The organism is Janthinobacterium agaricidamnosum, from assembly GCF_003667705.1.
GTDB lineage: Bacteria > Pseudomonadota > Gammaproteobacteria > Burkholderiales > Burkholderiaceae_D > Janthinobacterium.
This window is the reverse complement of the sequence record NZ_CP033019.1, coordinates 5,721,479-5,738,053: the sequence shown is the minus strand read 5'-3', so window position 1 is coordinate 5,738,053 and position 16,575 is coordinate 5,721,479. Positions and strand designations below refer to the sequence as shown.

The 16,575-nt window shown below is 62.3% G+C and carries 14 protein-coding genes and 1 pseudogene; 12 read left to right on the top strand and 3 right to left on the bottom strand.

All coding sequences use genetic code 11. The features are described from left to right. Positions 1-49 precede the first annotated feature (49 nt). Both D9M09_RS25930 and D9M09_RS25925 read left to right on the top strand, forming a co-directional pair. Positions 50-1,498 carry a dihydrolipoyl dehydrogenase gene (locus D9M09_RS25930; RefSeq protein ID WP_121671250.1) on the top strand — a complete coding sequence of 483 codons (1,449 nt, stop codon included), beginning with the start codon at positions 50-52 and terminating at the stop codon, positions 1,496-1,498. Positions 1,499-1,662: 164 nt separating this feature from the next. Further along, a complete protein-coding gene (locus D9M09_RS25925) occupies positions 1,663-2,784 on the top strand; it encodes an HD-GYP domain-containing protein (protein WP_227742070.1) in 1,122 nt (373 codons plus the stop codon). A gap of 9 nt (positions 2,785-2,793) precedes the next feature. Here D9M09_RS25925 and D9M09_RS25920 read toward each other — a convergent pair whose 3' ends face one another. Beyond that, a complete protein-coding gene (locus tag D9M09_RS25920; protein WP_070219615.1) occupies positions 2,794-3,279 on the bottom strand; it encodes an SRPBCC family protein in 486 nt (161 codons plus the stop codon). A gap of 209 nt (positions 3,280-3,488) precedes the next feature. On the opposite strand from D9M09_RS25920, the gene D9M09_RS25915 reads away from it, so the two are divergent. Further along, complete coding sequence (locus D9M09_RS25915; protein ID WP_070219613.1) at positions 3,489-5,549, top strand: UvrD-helicase domain-containing protein; 2,061 nt, start codon at positions 3,489-3,491, stop codon at positions 5,547-5,549. Positions 5,550-5,556: 7 nt separating this feature from the next. On the opposite strand, the gene D9M09_RS25910 is transcribed toward D9M09_RS25915, so the two are convergent. After that, positions 5,557-5,913 (bottom strand): addiction module antidote protein, encoded by a 357-nt coding sequence (locus D9M09_RS25910; protein WP_070219611.1) that lies wholly within the window; start codon positions 5,911-5,913, stop codon positions 5,557-5,559. Further along, positions 5,910-6,293 carry a type II toxin-antitoxin system RelE/ParE family toxin gene (locus tag D9M09_RS25905; RefSeq protein ID WP_240453484.1) on the bottom strand — a complete coding sequence of 128 codons (384 nt, stop codon included), beginning with the start codon at positions 6,291-6,293 and terminating at the stop codon, positions 5,910-5,912. The genes D9M09_RS25910 and D9M09_RS25905 overlap by 4 nt, the downstream gene beginning before the upstream one ends. A 158-nt stretch (positions 6,294-6,451) precedes the next feature. On the opposite strand from D9M09_RS25905, the gene D9M09_RS25900 reads away from it, so the two are divergent. The 9 genes and pseudogenes from D9M09_RS25900 (at position 6,452) to D9M09_RS25865 (ending at position 16,566) form a co-directional block, all read left to right on the top strand. Further along, positions 6,452-6,670 (top strand): SlyX family protein, encoded by a 219-nt coding sequence (locus D9M09_RS25900; RefSeq protein WP_070290273.1) that lies wholly within the window; start codon positions 6,452-6,454, stop codon positions 6,668-6,670. 154 nt (positions 6,671-6,824) lie between these two features. Beyond that, positions 6,825-8,981 (top strand): M3 family metallopeptidase, encoded by a 2,157-nt coding sequence (locus D9M09_RS25895; RefSeq protein ID WP_240453483.1) that lies wholly within the window; start codon positions 6,825-6,827, stop codon positions 8,979-8,981. 227 nt (positions 8,982-9,208) lie between these two features. Beyond that, positions 9,209-11,353, top strand: coding sequence for a M3 family metallopeptidase (locus D9M09_RS25890; protein ID WP_121670698.1), 2,145 nt, complete (start codon positions 9,209-9,211; stop codon positions 11,351-11,353). Positions 11,354-11,462: 109 nt separating this feature from the next. Next, positions 11,463-11,675, top strand: coding sequence for a VF530 family DNA-binding protein (locus tag D9M09_RS25885; protein WP_070219603.1), 213 nt, complete (start codon positions 11,463-11,465; stop codon positions 11,673-11,675). An 11-nt stretch (positions 11,676-11,686) separates the two neighbouring features. Next, positions 11,687-11,965 carry a DUF4404 family protein gene (locus D9M09_RS25880; RefSeq protein ID WP_099411273.1) on the top strand — a complete coding sequence of 93 codons (279 nt, stop codon included), beginning with the start codon at positions 11,687-11,689 and terminating at the stop codon, positions 11,963-11,965. 237 nt (positions 11,966-12,202) lie between these two features. Next, on the top strand, positions 12,203-14,464 hold the full coding sequence (locus D9M09_RS25875) for a YgiQ family radical SAM protein (RefSeq protein WP_240453679.1): 2,262 nt from the start codon (positions 12,203-12,205) through the stop codon (positions 14,462-14,464). A 278-nt stretch (positions 14,465-14,742) separates the two neighbouring features. Next, positions 14,743-14,850 (top strand): annotated as a pseudogene (locus D9M09_RS30120) (zinc-ribbon domain-containing protein); the annotation flags it as partial. A gap of 168 nt (positions 14,851-15,018) precedes the next feature. After that, positions 15,019-15,792 (top strand): hypothetical protein, encoded by a 774-nt coding sequence (locus D9M09_RS25870; RefSeq protein WP_240453481.1) that lies wholly within the window; start codon positions 15,019-15,021, stop codon positions 15,790-15,792. Positions 15,793-15,840: 48 nt separating this feature from the next. Further along, positions 15,841-16,566, top strand: a complete 726-nt coding sequence (locus tag D9M09_RS25865) for a hypothetical protein (RefSeq protein ID WP_070219459.1) — start codon at positions 15,841-15,843, stop codon at positions 16,564-16,566. Positions 16,567-16,575 lie beyond the last annotated feature (9 nt).

Genomic DNA, 16,575 nt, shown 5'->3' with positions numbered 1-16,575 from the left:
ACGGGTAGTATCGAACGCTGTGAGCAACCTCAGTGGGATGGACAGCAGCATGAAGACGATACAAGTAGATGTAGCCGTGATCGGCAGCGGCACGGCCGGCATGACGGCGCACAAGGCCGCGCGCATGCAGGGCAAGCGCGTGCTGATGATCGAAAGCGGGCCGTACGGCACGACGTGCGCGCGCGTGGGCTGCATGCCCAGCAAGCTCCTGATCGCGGCGGCCGAGGCGGCCCATGCCGTGGCCGCCGCGCCCGCTTTTGGCGTGCATCCGGGCCCCGTGCGCATCGACGGCCGGCAAGTGATGGCCAGGGTGCGCAGCGAGCGCGACCGTTTTGTCGGCTTCGTGCTCGACGGCGTCAACGCCATCCCCGAGGAAGAAAAACTGCGCGGCCACGCGCGCTTCATTGCGCCGGGCAAGCTGCAGGTCGACGAACATACGCTTGTCGAAGCGGCCAGCGTGGTGATCGCCACCGGTTCCACGCCCATCGTGCCGCCCGAGTGGCAGGCGGCGGGCGAGCGCGTCATCACCAGCGACGCCGTGTTCGAATGGACGGACTTGCCAAAGTCAGTCGCCGTGGTCGGCAGCGGCGTCATCGGTCTGGAACTGGGCCAGGCGCTGGCGCGGCTGGGCGTGCGCGTGACCTTGTTTGCGCGCGGCAATAAGGTCGCGCAGCTGACGGACCCGCTGGTGCTGCGGGAGGCCGATGCCGTGCTGGCGCGCGAACTCGATATCCGTTTCATGACCCAGGTCGCGCACATGGCAAGAACGCCGGACGGCGGCGGCATCGCGCTCACCAGCCGCGATGATGCGGGCGTGGAAAAAACCGAGCAGTTCGAGTACGTGCTGGCCGCCATCGGCCGCCGTCCGAACGTGGACAAGATCGGCCTGGACACGGCGCAAATCGAGCTCGACCGCCACGGCATCCCCCTGCATGATCCGCACACCATGCAGTGCGGCAACAGCGCCATCTTCATCGCGGGCGATGCCGACAACGCCTTGCCGCTGCTGCCCGAAGCGGCCGACGAGGGCCGCATCGCGGGTGACAACGCGGCGCGCTTTCCCGACGTCAAACCGGGCTTGCGCCGCACGCCGCTGGCGATCGCTTTCACGGAGCCGCAGATCGCCACCGTGGGCGCCACCTACCAGCAATTGTGCGTCAGTCACGCGGGCCGCTTTGCCGTCGGTGCCGTGTCGTTCGGCAACCAGGGCCGCAGCCGCGTCATGCTGCAAAACCAGGGCATGTTGCGCGTGTATGCGGAATTCGGCAGCAAGCGCTTTCTTGGCGCCGAGCTGATCGGCCCACGGGCGGAACACCTGGGCCACTTGCTGGCCTGGGCCTGCCAGGCGCAGCTGACGGTGCCCGCCATGCTCGACATGCCGTTCTACCACCCCGTCATCGAGGAAGGCGTGCGCACGGCCTTGCGCGAACTGGCGCTGCACCTGGAAAAAGACCCGGAACACGCACCGGACTGCGCCGACTGCTCGCCTGGCGTCTGATGCAATTTTGATATTTATACAATTTTGTAGACAAGCGCACATGATTGCGCGATCATCGCTGCCACATTGAAATATTGATTAAAAGCAAAAAACATTTCAATTGGCACATGCCGCTGATGCCAGGATGGTAAAAACAAGCGGGTGCAGGCGATGATGGAGACGATGTGAAAATTCGGCGCATTTACGCGGGAGAACTCGCCCTGGGCGTGGCCCTGCCCTGGGACGTGCATGGCGAAACGGGCGGCTTGCTGGCCAGGCTGGGCCATGTCATCAGCAGCGAAAACCAGATCGCATTGCTGCTGGCGCGCGGCGTCATCGCCGATACCAGCGCCGACGTGCCGCGCACGGCCACGGAAGCGCCATCGGCCCTGCGCATGCTGAACCTCGTCACGGCAGGGCTGGCCCTCGTCTTGCCGGTCATCGCCGCCGGGCAGGCGGGCAGCCACCTATCCCTGGCGCCGCTGGCGCAACTGGTGGAAGAGGCCGTTGTTCTGGATGCCGACGTGGCGCTGGCCTGCATCCTGCACAACCAGAGCGCGGGCGACTTTGCCGTGCGCCACAGCGTCGACACGGCCGTCATCACGGCCCTGCTGGCGCGCGCGCTGAAACTCGACGACGCCGTCGTGCGCAGCGTGCTGCTGGCCGCGCTGAGCATGAATGTGGGCATGCTGGAACGCCATGCGGATTTCCAGCACAAGGCGGGCCCGCTGGACGCGCAGGAACGCGCCTATTTGCGCGCCCATCCGCAAGCCGGTGTCGACTTGCTGCGCGCGGCCGGCGTCACGGATGCCGTCTGGCTGCAGGCCGTGCTGCAGCACCATGAAAATATCGATGGCAGCGGCTATCCGCTGGGCACGCAAGGCGAGGCGATCGGCATCGGCGCCCGGCTGATCATGCTGGCCGACCGCTATTGCGCGCGCGTCTCGAAGCGCAGCTACCGCCAGCCTTTGCTGCCGAACGTGGCCTTGCGTGAAATGTTGATGGCCGACAAGGCCACCCTGGATGCGCCGCTGGCGTCCCTGCTGGTGCGCGAGCTGGGCATCTACCCGGTCGGCACTTTCGTCAAATTACTCAATGGGGAAATCGGCGTCGTCACGCGCAAGGGCTTGAATGCCACCACGCCCCACGTGCAGTCGCTGGTCGGCCCCCGCGGCGCGCGCCTGGACGTGCCGCTGCGGCGCGACACGCGCGTGGACTTGCACGCCATCCGCGAAGTGCTCAGCGCGGAGCAGGCGGGACTGCAATTTCGCCCCGACCAGTTATGGGGCCGCAGCGCACGAATTTAGCGCGGGAGCTTAATTCAGCAGACCTGCATCGAGCCGTCCCTCGAGCGCCAGCTCGCGCATGATGCGCACCGTGTCGATGTCGGACTCCTTGTAGGCCGAGCGGCGGAAGTCGTCGTACAGGGCGTTGGCCGCATCGGTGGCCGCGTCGTGGCCGTCGTCGTACTGGAAGCGCACCCACAGGCTCGCTTCGTCGGGCATCTCGATGGTCATGACCAATGAAGAGGCGCTGATATCCTGTTGCGCCGGCACTTCGTAACGCACCTGCAGTTGCGGCACCAGCACCACCTTGTCGTTGATGACCAGTTCGCCATAGCGCAGGCTGCGCGCGAAACCGGCGTCGCAGCGCTCGCTGATTCGGCACTCATCGAGGTGCGGCACGAACAGCTTCGGCGACTCGGCGCGCAAGACGAGGCCGCGCCACACTTGTTCCAGGGTCAAGGTGTCGATCAGCGGATTCAACGGATCATTGATTTCAATCAGGTGTTCAAATTTCATGGGACTGCCATTCGGTAAGTGGGCGCGCACGGGCGATATAGGCGGAATGGTACTCCAGGCGTGGCATCGCCGCACGCATTGCATCGGCCAAGATGGCGGCATATGGCGATATATCAATGCCATTGCCTGTTTTTCAGGCATGGTCCGGCATGCAAATAGGCTGCGCGACGCTGTTACAATGGGCTGCTGTTCCCTGCGGAAATACCCTGATGTCCAAAGCACCACAGTTCGGTCTGAATGCGCCCCAAAGCGAAGCGGTTACCTACCTCGACGGCCCCTGCCTCGTGCTGGCGGGCGCCGGTTCGGGCAAGACGCGCGTGATCACGCAAAAGATCGCCCATCTGATCGAAGACCGGGGGTATGACCCGCGCACCATTGCCGCGCTGACCTTCACCAACAAGGCGGCGCTGGAAATGCAGGAACGCATCGCCAAATTATTGAAACAGCCGCGCCAGGCCAAGCAGTTGACGGTGTCGACCTTTCACTCGCTGGGCGTGAAAATCCTGCGCCAGGAAGCCAATGGCGTGGGCCTCAAGGATCGCTTTTCCATCATGGACAGCGACGACTGTTTTTCCCTCGTGCAAGACCTCGCCATTACCACCGATAAACAGGTGATCCGCGGCATCCAGAATGCCATGTCGCTGTGGAAAAATGGCCTGATCGATCCGGACATGGCGCTGGCGCAAGCCAAGGATGAAGATGAAGCCAACGCGGCGCGCATCTACCGCAGCTATGTGGCCACGCTCTCCGCCTACCAGGCCGTCGATTTTGACGATCTGATCCGCTTGCCCGTGGAACTGTTCCGCAACAACGGCCCTGTGCGCGACAAGTGGCAGCGCCGTTTGCGCTATCTGCTCGTCGACGAATACCAGGATACGAACACCTGCCAGTACGAACTGGTCAAATTGATGGTGACGGGCATCGGCAAGAAGCCGATGTTTACGGCCGTGGGCGACGACGACCAGGCGATCTATGCGTGGCGCGGCGCCACGGTGGAAAATTTAAAAACGCTGGAAACGGATTTCCCCGATTTGAGGGTGATCAAGCTCGAGCAGAATTACCGCTCCACCATGCGCGTGCTCAATGCGGCCAATGCCGTCATCGGCAACAACCCGAAACTGTTTGAAAAGTCGCTGTGGTCGGAACACGGCCTGGGCGAGCCGATCAAGGTGCTGGGCATGCAGACGGACGAGCAGGAGGCGGAGCAGGTCGCCATCATGATCTCGGCCGACCATTTCGAGCGCAAGAACAAATTTTCCGACTACGCGATTCTGTACCGGGGCAATCACCAGGCGCGGATCATCGAGCAGTGTCTGCGCAAGGAGCGCATCCCGTACACGATCTCGGGCGGCCAGAGCTTCTTCGATAAGGCCGAGATCAAGGACATCATCAGCTACCTGCGTTTGCTGGCCAACGAAGACGACGACCCGGCCTTCATTCGCGCCGTGACGACGCCGCGCCGTGGCGTGGGCCAGTCGACGCTGGAGGTGCTGGGCGCATTCTCGGGGCAGTGGCAGTGCTCGCTGTTCCAGGCCGTGTTCAAGGGCGGCATCGAGGCCAAGCTGACGGATCGCCAGCTGGGACCGCTGCGCGACTTCTGCAACTTCATCAACGACCTCGAATCGCGCGCCAGCCGTCCCGGCGCTGCCGGCAGCGGCGACAACGCGGCCGAAGTGCTGGACGACATGATGAAGGAAATCCACTACGAATCGTATCTGTATGACGCCTTCGAGGAACGGCAAGCGCAAAGCAAGTGGCAGAACGTGCTCGAATTCGTCAACTGGCTCAAGGAACGGGGCAGGGGCGGCAAGGACCGCGATGGCGAAGAAAAGAACGTGCTGGAACTGACGCAGATGGTGGCCCTGATGACCATGCTCGAGGGCAAGGACGAAGAGCAGGACGCCGTGCGCATGTCCACCCTGCACGCGTCGAAAGGGCTGGAGTTTCCGCACGTATTTCTCGTTGGCGTGGAAGAGGGGATCTTGCCGCACAAGGGCGATCCTGACGCGCCGGCCGAAACCATCGCCGCGCGTATCCAGGAAGAGCGGCGGCTGATGTATGTGGGCATCACGCGCGCGCAGCGCACCTTGCACGTCACCTGGTGCAAGAAGCGCAAGCGGGCGGGCGAGCAAGTCCATTGCGACCCGTCGCGCTTCATCAAGGAAATGCAACTCGACGTGGGCGATGCGGTGCCGACGGAGGCGGAAGTGATTTCGCCGAAAGAACGCCTGGCGCGCATGAAGGCCTTGCTGGCCGCGCCGAAGGCTTAAGCAGCGTTCACGCTTCCACGGTGCTGTCGGGCGTGGTTTTGGGCACGATGGCCAGCTGCATGCCCAGCGCATCGAGCATCTTCAAAATGGTTTCAAAGCGCGGCTTGCTGCCTTCGCGCAAGGCTTTATATGCGCCTTCGCGCGTGATGTCGGCCCGGGCCGCCACCTTGCCCATGCCGTACGCGCGCACCACGTCGTTCATGGCCGACTGGAACAGTTCGGCATTGCCGGTGGCGACGATTTCGCTCATGTAGGCGGCCACGGCGGCCTTGCTGGTCAGGTGTTGCGTCGGATCAAATTTGCTCAGGCCTAAGGCTTCCAGGTCGTCGAGGTCGAAGGTGTCATGGTCGATATGTTGGTTCATTTCTTTCGTGCTCCTGTGGATGCCGCCGCCGCTTTCTTCAGGGCCGCTTGCCGGGCTTTCAAGTCCTTGAGTATCGCTTGCGCCTGTTTGATGTCGCGCTGCTGGCTCGATTTGTTGCCACCCAGCAGCAGCAAGATCAGGGTGCCCAGGTTGGTTTCGTGAAAGTACACGCGCCAGCCGGGTCCCGTCTGTAAAAAACGCAGTTCGCACACGCCTTCGCCCACTGGCCGCCAGTCGCCCTTCTTACCGTGCTGTAAGTGCTTGATGCGCGCATCGATGGCGGCCGCCGCCACATCGTGCAGGGAATCTTCCCAGCGCCGGTATTCGGCCGTCTTGCGCGTATCGATCAGCACTGGTTCTGGTGGCGCTGGTGTGTTCATTGTAATCGTTTGTTCTCATTCGTCAAGCGGCTTGAGCCCATCCAGGAAGAATAAACAGAAATCGGGGCCCGTCCGGCGGCGAATGGAGGGAGTTTGTCCTGGCTCACGCCGTTGCGGCGGTAGAATGCCGCTTTCAGTCAGGAATCACCGAGAGCACCATGGACAATGCAGAACAGATGGAAACACGTTTCGTCGATATTGAAATCAAGCTGGCGCAGCAGGAAGATCTGGTCGAGTCGCTGAACCAGATGGTGTACCAGCAGGGCAAGCGCATCGACCAGCTGGAAGCGATGCTGCACAAGCTGGGCGAGCATGTGCGCGACGGGGCGCAGCAGGCGAATGGCGGGCTGGTCAACGAACGTCCGCCGCATTATTAAATCGGCATCGTAGTGCGCGGCGCATGAAAACCGTTCATTACTGGCAGGCGCGCTACCACCGGTAGTTGCTGGTGACGCAAGTGTGTCAGGCTGTTATTATTTCAGGCTGGCCCGCGACACAATCGCGGCTCTCTTGCGTTCCTTGAAAGAAGACATGACCCGTCCTACAATGCTCGTCATCGCCGCCAGCCTGATGCTGGCGCCAGCCGCCGCCGCTTTTGCCGCCACCGCCGCTACCACCGTGCCCGCCGCTACCGCCGCCTTGCCCGCCTCGAACCCGTTTGCGCAAGCGAGCAGCCTGCCCTTTAACTATCCGCCGTTCGACAAGGTGCAGGACGCCGACTACGCGCCCGCCTTTACGGCAGGCATGGCCGCCAACCTGGCGGAAATCAACGCGATTGCGAATAACAAGAAAGCGGCCACGTTCGACAACACCATCGTGGCCATGGAACGCTCGGGCCAGCTGCTGGGCCGCGTGCGCACCGTGTTTTCCGTGATGTCCGGTTCCAACACGAATGACACGATCCAGGGCCTGGAACGCGAACTGGCGCCGAAGATGGCGGCCCACAGCGACGCGATCATGCTCAACGACAAGCTTTTCCAGCGCATCGACACCCTGTACGCCAAGCGCGACAAGCTGGGTCTGGATGCGGAATCGAAACGCCTGCTGGAACGCTACCACACCGATTTTGTCCGCGCCGGCGCCAAGCTGTCGGCGGCGGACAAGGAAAAGCTGCGCGCCTACAACGGCCAGCTGGCTGCCCTGTCGACCAAGTTCGCACAAAATGTACTGAAGGAATTGAACGCTTCGGCCGTCGTCGTCGATACGCGCGAAGAACTCGACGGCCTGTCGCCGGCCGCCATCGAAGTGGCCGCCGGCCTGGCCAAGAAGCGCGGCCTCGATGGCAAGTACGTGATCGCCCTCGTCAACACGACGGGCCAGGCGCCGCTGTCGCTGCTGACCAACCGCGCTGTGCGCGAACGCATCATGGCGGCATCGCAAGCGCGCGGCAGCCGTGGCGGCGAGTTCGACAACACCGAGGAAGTGCTGGCACTGGCAAAGCTGCGCGCCGAACGTGCCGCGCTGATGGGCTACCCGAACTACGCGGCCTATTCGCTGGAAGACCAGACGGCGCACGACACCACCGCCGTCAACGCCCTGCTGGGCGAGTTGGCGAAGCCGGCCGTTGTCAACGCGCGCCGCGAAGCGGACGATATCCAGAAGGTCATCGATGCAGGCAAGGGCGGCTTCAAGGTAGGCGCCGCCGACTGGGCCTTCTACAGCGACAAGGTGCGTGCCGAACGCTACAACTTTGATGAAAATCAGTTGAAGCCGTACTTTGAAATGCACAGCGTGCTGACCAAGGGCGTGTTCTTTGCCGCCGGCAAGTTGTACGGCCTCACTTTCAAGCAGCGCACCGACTTGCCCGTCTACACGTCCGACATGCTGGTCTACGACGTCTTCAATGAAGACGGTACGCAACTGGCCATCTTTACGCTCGACCCTTACGCGCGCAGCAACAAGCGCGGCGGCGCCTGGGCGAATGCCTATGTGGGCCAGTCGACCTTGCTGAACCGTAAGCCGGTGATCGCGAACAATCTCAACATTCCGAAACCGGAAGCGGGCCAGCCGACCCTGATGACGTTTGACGAAGTCAACACCATGTTCCACGAATTCGGCCATGCGCTGCACGGCATGTTTTCGAACGTGAAATACCCGCGCTTCGCCGGCACCAGCGTGCCGCGCGACTTCGTCGAATACCCGTCGCAAGTCAATGAAATGTGGGCGCTGTGGCCGGAAGTGCTGCAAAACTACGCCAAGCACTACCAGACGGGCGCGGCCATTCCGGCCGAACTGCTGGCGAAAGTGACGGCGGCCGACAATTTCAACCAGGGCTATAAAACCACGGAATACCTGGCCTCGGCCCTGCTGGACCAGCGCTGGCATCAGCTGACCCCGGCACAGATCCCCACCGACGTGCTGGCGTTTGAAAAAACCGCCTTGACGGAAGCGGGCGTCGATTTCGCCCCGGCGCCGCCGCGCTACCGCACCACGTATTTCTCGCACGCGTTCGCGGGCGGCTATTCGGCCGGTTACTACGCGTATCTGTGGTCGGAAAAGCTCGATGCCGACACGGTCGAGTGGTTCAAGGAAAACGGCGGCCTGACGCGCAAGAACGGCGACTGGTTCAGAGCCAAGTTGCTGTCGCGCGGCGGCAGCGCCGATGCGCTCGACATCTACCGCAACTTCCGCGGCCGCGATGCGAAGATCGAGCCGCTGCTGGAACGCCGTGGCTTGAACGGCAAGTAATCGGGTGATTCCGGCGTCAAGGCCGGGTCAATGGAAAAATGGCTGCCAAGCAATTGGCGGCCATTTTTATTTGGGGATTTTGCCTGTAAACCGTGGTAAACCGCGCATTTGGCGTGCTGCACCACAGGATCGCCCATGTTGGATGACGCCTGTGTGACAGGCTGCTATGATCTGCCACTGGCCCGCGACGCGATCGCGGTTCTTCCCCGCGCTTCCTGAAAGATGTCATGATCCGTCCACAACTGCTCGTCATCGCCGCCAGCGTCATGCTGGCCCACGCCGCCCCATCCGCCATGGCCGCCGCCGCTGCACCTGCCGCCGCCGTCAGCGCCCAGAATCCCCTGCTCAAAGTGAGCCCGCTGCCGTTCCAGATGCCGCAGTTCGGCCTGATCAAGGATGGTCACTATGCGCCGGCGTTTGCCGAAGGCATGAAACGCCAGCTGGCCGAAGTCAATGCGATTGCCAGCAACCGCCAGCCGGCCACGTTCGAGAACACCATCGTGGCCCTCGAGCGCACGGGACAGCTGCTGCACCGCGTGCAGAGCATCTTCAGCAACATGACGTCGACCAATACCAATGCCGTGCTGGAAGCGGTGGAAGTGGACGTGTCGCCGAAACTGGCCGCGCATGGCGATGCCATCACCCTGAACCCGAAACTGTTCGCCCGTATCGACACCCTGTACGCCAAGCGCGACAAGCTGGGCCTCGATGCCGAATCCCTGCGCCTGCTCGAACGCTATCACACGGATTTCGTGCGCGCCGGCGCCAAGCTGTCCGATGCGGACAAGGAAAAACTGAAAGCCTATAACGCCGAGCAGGCGGGCCTGGAAACGGCCTTCGCGCAAAACGTGCTGAAGGAAACGAATGCCAAGAGCATAGTCGTCGACACGCGTGCCGAGCTGGCCGGCATGACGGACAGCGATATCGATACGGCCGCCACGGCCGCCAAGGAACGGGGCTTGACGGGCAAGTTCGTCATCGCCCTCGTCAACACCAGCGGCCAGCCGCCGCTGGCCGTATTGACGGATCGCAAGACGCGTCAGCGCCTGATGGACGCGTCGCTGAACCGCGGCAGCCAGGGCGGCGAGTTCGACAACCGCGCCATCGTGCTGAAACTGGCCAAACTGCGCGCCGAACGGGCGACCTTGCTCGGTTACGCCAACTACGCCGCGTATGCGCTGGAAGACCAGACGGCCAAGACCACGACGGCCGTCAACACCCTGCTGTCGGAACTGGCGAAACCGGCCGTCGCGAATGCGCGCCGCGAAGCGGCCGACCTGCAGCAAGTGGTTGATGCGGAAAAGGGTGGTTTCCAGGTGGCAGCGGCCGACTGGGCCATCTACACGGACAAGCTGCGCAAGCAGCGTTTCAATTTCGATGAAAACGAGCTGAAACCGTACCTGGAACTCAACAGCGTGCTGAACAACGGCGTCTTCTTTGCCGCGAACAAGTTGTACGGCATCAGCTTCAAGGAGCGTAAGGACTTGCCGGTATACAACCCGGACGTGCGCGTCTACGACGTTCTGGATGCCAACGGCAAGCCGCTGGCCCTGTTCATCGCCGACTTCTATGCGCGCGGCAACAAGCATGGCGGCGCGTGGATGAATGAATATGTGTCGCAATCATCGCTGATGGGCACGCATCCCGTCGTCGCCAACCAGTTGAATATTCCGAAGCCGCCCGCCGGCCAGCCGACGCTATTGACGTTTGATGAAGTGACGACCATGTTCCACGAATTCGGCCATGCGCTGCACGGCATGTTTTCGAACGTGAAATACCCGCGCTTTGCCGGCACCAGCGTGCCGAGCGACTTCGTCGAGTACCCGTCGCAAGTCAATGAAATGTGGGCCGTCTGGCCGGAAGTGCTGCAAAACTACGCCAAGCACTACCAGAGCGGCGCGGCCATGCCGCAGGAATTGCTCGACAAGGTCACGGCGGCGAAGAAATTCAACCAGGGCTTCATGACGACGGAATACCTGTCGGCGGCTCTGCTGGACCAGCGCTGGCACCAGCTGGCGCCGAGCCAGATCCCGACGGACGTGCTGGCCTTTGAAGCGGCATCGCTGAAAGACGCGGGTGTCGACTACGCGCCCGTGCCGCCGCGCTATCGCACCAGTTATTTCTCGCACAGCTTCTCGGGCGGCTACTCGGCAGCGTATTACGCCTACCTGTGGTCGGAAAAGCTGGACGCGGAATCGGTCAACTGGTTCAAGGAAAACGGCGGCCTGACGCGCAAGAACGGCGACTGGTTCCGCAGCAAATTGCTGTCGCGCGGCGGCAGCGTCGATGCGCTGCAACTGTTCCGTGACTTCCGCGGCCGCGACGCCACCGTGGAACCGCTGCTGGAACGCCGGGGCTTGAACGCCAAGTAAGACGTCCTCATCAGAAGCTTGCGTTGCGTTGACATGGCGCACGCAAGCTTTCCGTGCCGGCGGCGTAGAATTGAGTAAGATGTAAACAAGAAGGCAGTTGAAAGAGTATATGAGTCAGCAAGATTTGAATGGCATTACCCTGGAAGGTATCGTGACGCGCCTGCACGCCCACTACGGCTGGGACGGCCTGGCCAAGCACATCGATATCAATTGCTTCATCAGCGATCCCAGCATCAAGTCGAGCCTGAAGTTTTTGCGCAAGACCCCGTGGGCCAGGAGCAAGGTGGAACAATTGTTCCTGGACACGCAATTTACTGACTGACAGGAAAAAACATGGATAGCAAACTCAAGGAATCGCTGCAACAGCTGCATTCGACACTCGCAACCAGCGGTCCCGTCGATGAAGAACTGCATGGTTTGCTGCAAAAACTCGATGTCGACATCAAGTTGCTGATGGAAAAGCGCGCCGCGCAGGAGCAGGAAGAAGAGTCCACCACCTATGGATTGGCCGAGCGCAGCCAGGAATTGTCGGCCAAGTTTGCCGTCAAGCATCCGAAACTGGAGCCGGCGTTGCGCGAACTTGGCGAGATTCTTGCCAATATGGGGATCTGATGTAACCCGGGGAAAAGCTGGGGTCAGACCCCCGAAGGGTCTGACCCCAAGGGCCTTCTTTCCCCAAGTGATTGAAAAATAAACGTTTTTTGTACTGAAATCCAACAGTAAAAAGCAGGCCGTCAGGTTGGAAATGGCCAATTCCGGTACAATCCGTACCCTATGAGCTCCCCTACCAATTTATTTGCGACCGTTCCCAAGCGGTCTGCCCGCGCTGCCGTGGCGCCTTTCCTGCCGATGTCGCGTGCCGAGATGGACGCGCTGGGCTGGGACCAGTGCGACGTCATCCTCGTCACGGGCGACGCCTACATCGACCATCCGAGTTTCGGCATGGCCCTGGTCGGCCGCCTGCTCGAAGCGCAGGGTTATCGCGTCGGCATCATCAGCCAGCCCGACTGGCTGTCGGCCGACGCCTTCCGCATCCTCGGCAAGCCGCGCCTGTACTACGGCATTACCGCCGGCAACATGGATTCCATGGTCAACCAGTACACGGCCGACCGCAAGATCCGCTCGGACGACGCCTACACGGCCAATGCCGAACCGAATAAACGCCCGGACCGCGCCGTCACCGTGTACGCCCAGCGCGCGCGCGAAGCGTATTCCGACGTGCCCATCGTCATCGGCAGCATCGAAGCATCCCTGCGCCGCATCGCCCATTACGATTACTGGTCGGACAAGGTCCGCCGTTCCGTCTTGCCCGATTCCAAGGCCGATTTGCTGATCTTCGGCAATGCCGAGCGGGCGCTGGTCGACCTGACGCACCGCCTGGCCGCCGGCGAACACATCAAGGATATCCGCGACTTGCGCGGTACGGCCTTCATGGTGCCGTCCGGCTGGCTGCCCGGCGACGACTGGGGCGTGCACAATTCCACCCGCGTCGACGTGCCCGGCAAGATCGACCCGCACTACAGCCCGTACGAGATGGTGCAGGAAGACAAGACCGCCTGCGCCACGGAAAACGCCTCCAAGTCGGCCGAAGTCATCAAGCCCATCCGCATCATGAGCCGCGAAGAGCGCCTGGCCATGGCCAAGGAAAAGCACGACAAGACCGTCGTGCGCCTGCCCGCCTACGACGTCGTCAAGGATGACCCCGTCATGTATGCGCACGCGTCGCGCGTGTTCCACCTGGAATCGAATCCCGGCAATGCGCGCGCCATGGTGCAGGCGCACGGCGAGCGCGACGTGTGGCTCAATCCGCCGCCGCTGCCGCTGGCCATGGACGAGATGGATGGCGTGTACGACATGAACTACGCGCGCGCACCGCACCCGAGCTATGGCAAGGCGCACATTCCCGCCTGGGAAATGATCCGCTTTTCCGTCAACATCATGCGCGGCTGCTTCGGCGGCTGCACCTTCTGCTCGATTACCGAGCATGAAGGCCGCATCATCCAGAGCCGCTCGGAACCGTCGATCCTGCGCGAGATTGAGCATATCCGCGATAAAACCAAAGGTTTTACGGGTACCATTTCCGATATGGGCGGCCCGACGGCGAATATGTACCGCCTGGCCTGCAAGGAAAAAGAGATCGAAGTGTCGTGCCGCCGCCTGTCCTGCGTGTACCCGTCCATCTGCGTGAACCTGGGCACGGACCACAGCAAGCTCATTTCCCTGTACCGCAAGGCGCGCGCCATTCCCGGCATCAAGAAAGTGCTGATCAGTTCGGGATTGCGCTACGACCTGGCCGTGCGTTCGCCCGAGTACGTCAAGGAACTGGTCACGCACCATGTGGGCGGCCTGTTGAAGATCGCCCCTGAGCACACGGAAGAGGGCACCTTGTCGAAGATGATGAAGCCCGGCATCGGCGCCTACGACGAATTCAAGGAAATGTTCGACCGTTTTTCCCTGGAAGCGGGCAAGAAGCAATACCTGATCCCGTATTTCATCGCCGCCCATCCGGGCACGACGGACCTGGACATGCTGAACCTGGCCCTGTGGCTGAAGAAAAACAATTTCAAGCTGGACCAGGTACAGACCTTCATGCCCACGCCGATGGCCATGGCGACCACCATGTACCACACGCGCAAGAATCCGCTGCGCAAGGTGACAGCCGACTCGGAAGTGGTGGAAACGGCGCGCAGCGGCAAGATCCGCCGCACCCATAAAGCGTTCCTGCGCTACCAGGACCCGGCCAACTGGCCGATCTTGCGCGAAGCGCTGGTCAACATGGGCCGTGGCGACTTGATCGGCAATGGCGACAAGCATCTGATCCCCGCCTGGACGTCGTCGGAATCGGGCGGCCTGGCCGCAGGCGAACGCAGCCGCCAGACGCATGGCGCCGGCACGCCGGACAAGTTCAAGGTCACGCCGGGCAAGAACCGCATCGCCCTGGGCGGCACGGCAGCGGCGCCCAAAGCGTCGGCCGCCGAGTCGAAAGTGCGTCCATCGATTCTGTCGACCATCAAGACGAAGGCCAAGCCGGCCGCCGTGCCGATGGGCCGTGGCAGCAAGCCGCCAGCCAAGGGCGGCCATGCCGCGCCGGCACGGGGTGGACGCAAGTAGATAGTCTTCGGCCCTCGGGCTTTGAAAAACCCGGCAACGCGTACTGCGTTGCCGGGTTTTTTGCTATGGGCGCACCAAGATGGGGCGGCAAACCGCCGTGGCGGCGGGATTTTTACCAATATTTAAAAATTGAATAGAGCAAAAAGCAATTTTCCCTTGTGGCAACTTGGTGTTTGAAAATATACTCGTTGGATATTTAGCCGTACGGCAACAAAGCTGCCTTTCTGGCAAGCGCCAGCGTACGCGACTCCCAGCGTTGATATGAAAAGAGATGCCAATTGAAATGCCTTTCCTGCCAAGCCGAGAATAAGCCGGGCGCCAAATTCTGTTCTTCCTGCGGCACCACGTTTGCCGCCGCCACGACCGCCGCCGCTGCCGTGCCGGGCAAATCCTGTGGCCAGTGCGGCCATGATTGCAAGCCCGATGCCAAGTTCTGCCCCAAATGCGCATTCAGCTTTGCTGTGGCGCCAGTGCTGCCGCCAGAACCTGTTGCGGCACCTGTGCCGGCGCCGATTCCCGAACCAGTGAGTGTGGTCGTTCCTGAGCCCGCTCCAGTGGCAGAAATGGTCGCGCAAGCTGTTCCGGAACCCGTTCCCGTCTTCATCCCGGAGCCGGTCGCGCCACCGCCGCCACCGCCGCCACCGCCCGTGCTGGAAAAGCGCCGTGCCGATCCTGCACCCGCACCCGCACCCGCACCCGTACTGGAACCCGCACCAGCGCCAGCTCCCGTGGCCGACACGCCAAGTGACAGCCCAGCGGCGGGCAGCCGCATGAAACTGATCGCTGCAGCCGTCGCCGCAGTAGTACTGCTGGGCGGTGCGGGCGCTTACTATTTTCTCTCAAGCAAGGCGGCTGCACCGGCGCCGGAAGCTGTTCCAGTCTTGCCCGCGCAGGCGGAACCTGCGCCTGCCGCCGAGCAGCCGCTGGCCATCAGCGACCCGGCGCTCGACGGCGCGACGGCGGCCGAGCCTGCCGTTGCGCCTGCTGCGCCCGCCCCGGCTGTCGCAGCGCCCGCCCCCGAGCCGGTGCCCGCACCCGCCCCGGCCCCGGCTGTGGAAAAACCGGCTCCCGTCGCTGAAAAGCCGGCCAAACCGGTCAAGGTGATACCGCCAGCGGCGCCTGTCAAACAGACTAGCGGCCTGGAAAGCGTGATCACGGACAGCCTGTCGGAAGCGAGCCACTGCATGAGCCAGCGCAAGTACGACTGCGCCATTGCCAATGCGAATGCCGTGTTGCGCATGGACACGGGCAACCGCCATGCGCTCGACATCAAGCGCAAGGCGAAGGAAGCGCAAGACAAGGCGCTGTCGCAAATCCAGATCGAGTAAGCCGCGCGGCTTGCCTTCCCCCTATTTTTGATCTTTCCGGAGAATAACGTGAAAAACTTGAAACAAATTGCCAAGCCCATGGTGGCGCTGCTGGTCGTGTCTTCGATGCTGGCCGGTTGCGCCGCGCCAGGCGGTCCTGGCGCCACGGGCAATACCACCACCGCCGGCACGGAAGCGGGCAGCGGCGAATGCAATACGGCCATGCTGGCCGGCATCGGCGCCGTCGTGGGCGGCTTGCTGGGCGGCGGCAACAATACCGTGCGCGGCGCGGCACTGGGCGCCAGCCTGGGCGCGCTCGCCTGCGTGGCCCTGAATTATCAAAGCCAGCAAGTCAAGACGTCGCAGCAGGTACAGGCCGACTACAAGGTGGCCAACAAGGGCAAGCTGCCCGAGCAGTCGACCCTGGTGAAGTACGAGACGGGTTTTACGCCATCGTCCGTGCGTCCGGGCCAGAAGGCGCAGACCAATTCGTATATCGAAGTGGCGGCCGGCACGCGCGATCCGAACCCGCTGGTGGAAGAGGAATTGAGCCTGTACAAGCCCAATGGTGACTTGATCAAAACCGTGCGCAAGGTGGTCAGCAGCAATAACGGCAGCGGCGCCTACAAGGGCGGCTTCTCGATTCCCATGCCTGAAGGCGTGCCGCAGGGCATTTACCCGGTACGCACGGCCCTGTACCTGAATAGCAAGCGCGTCGGCGGCCAGGACGTCAAGCTGCAGATCGTCCAGCGCCAGGCGCCTGCGTCCGACCTGCAACTGGCCCGCGCTTACTGACACTGATTG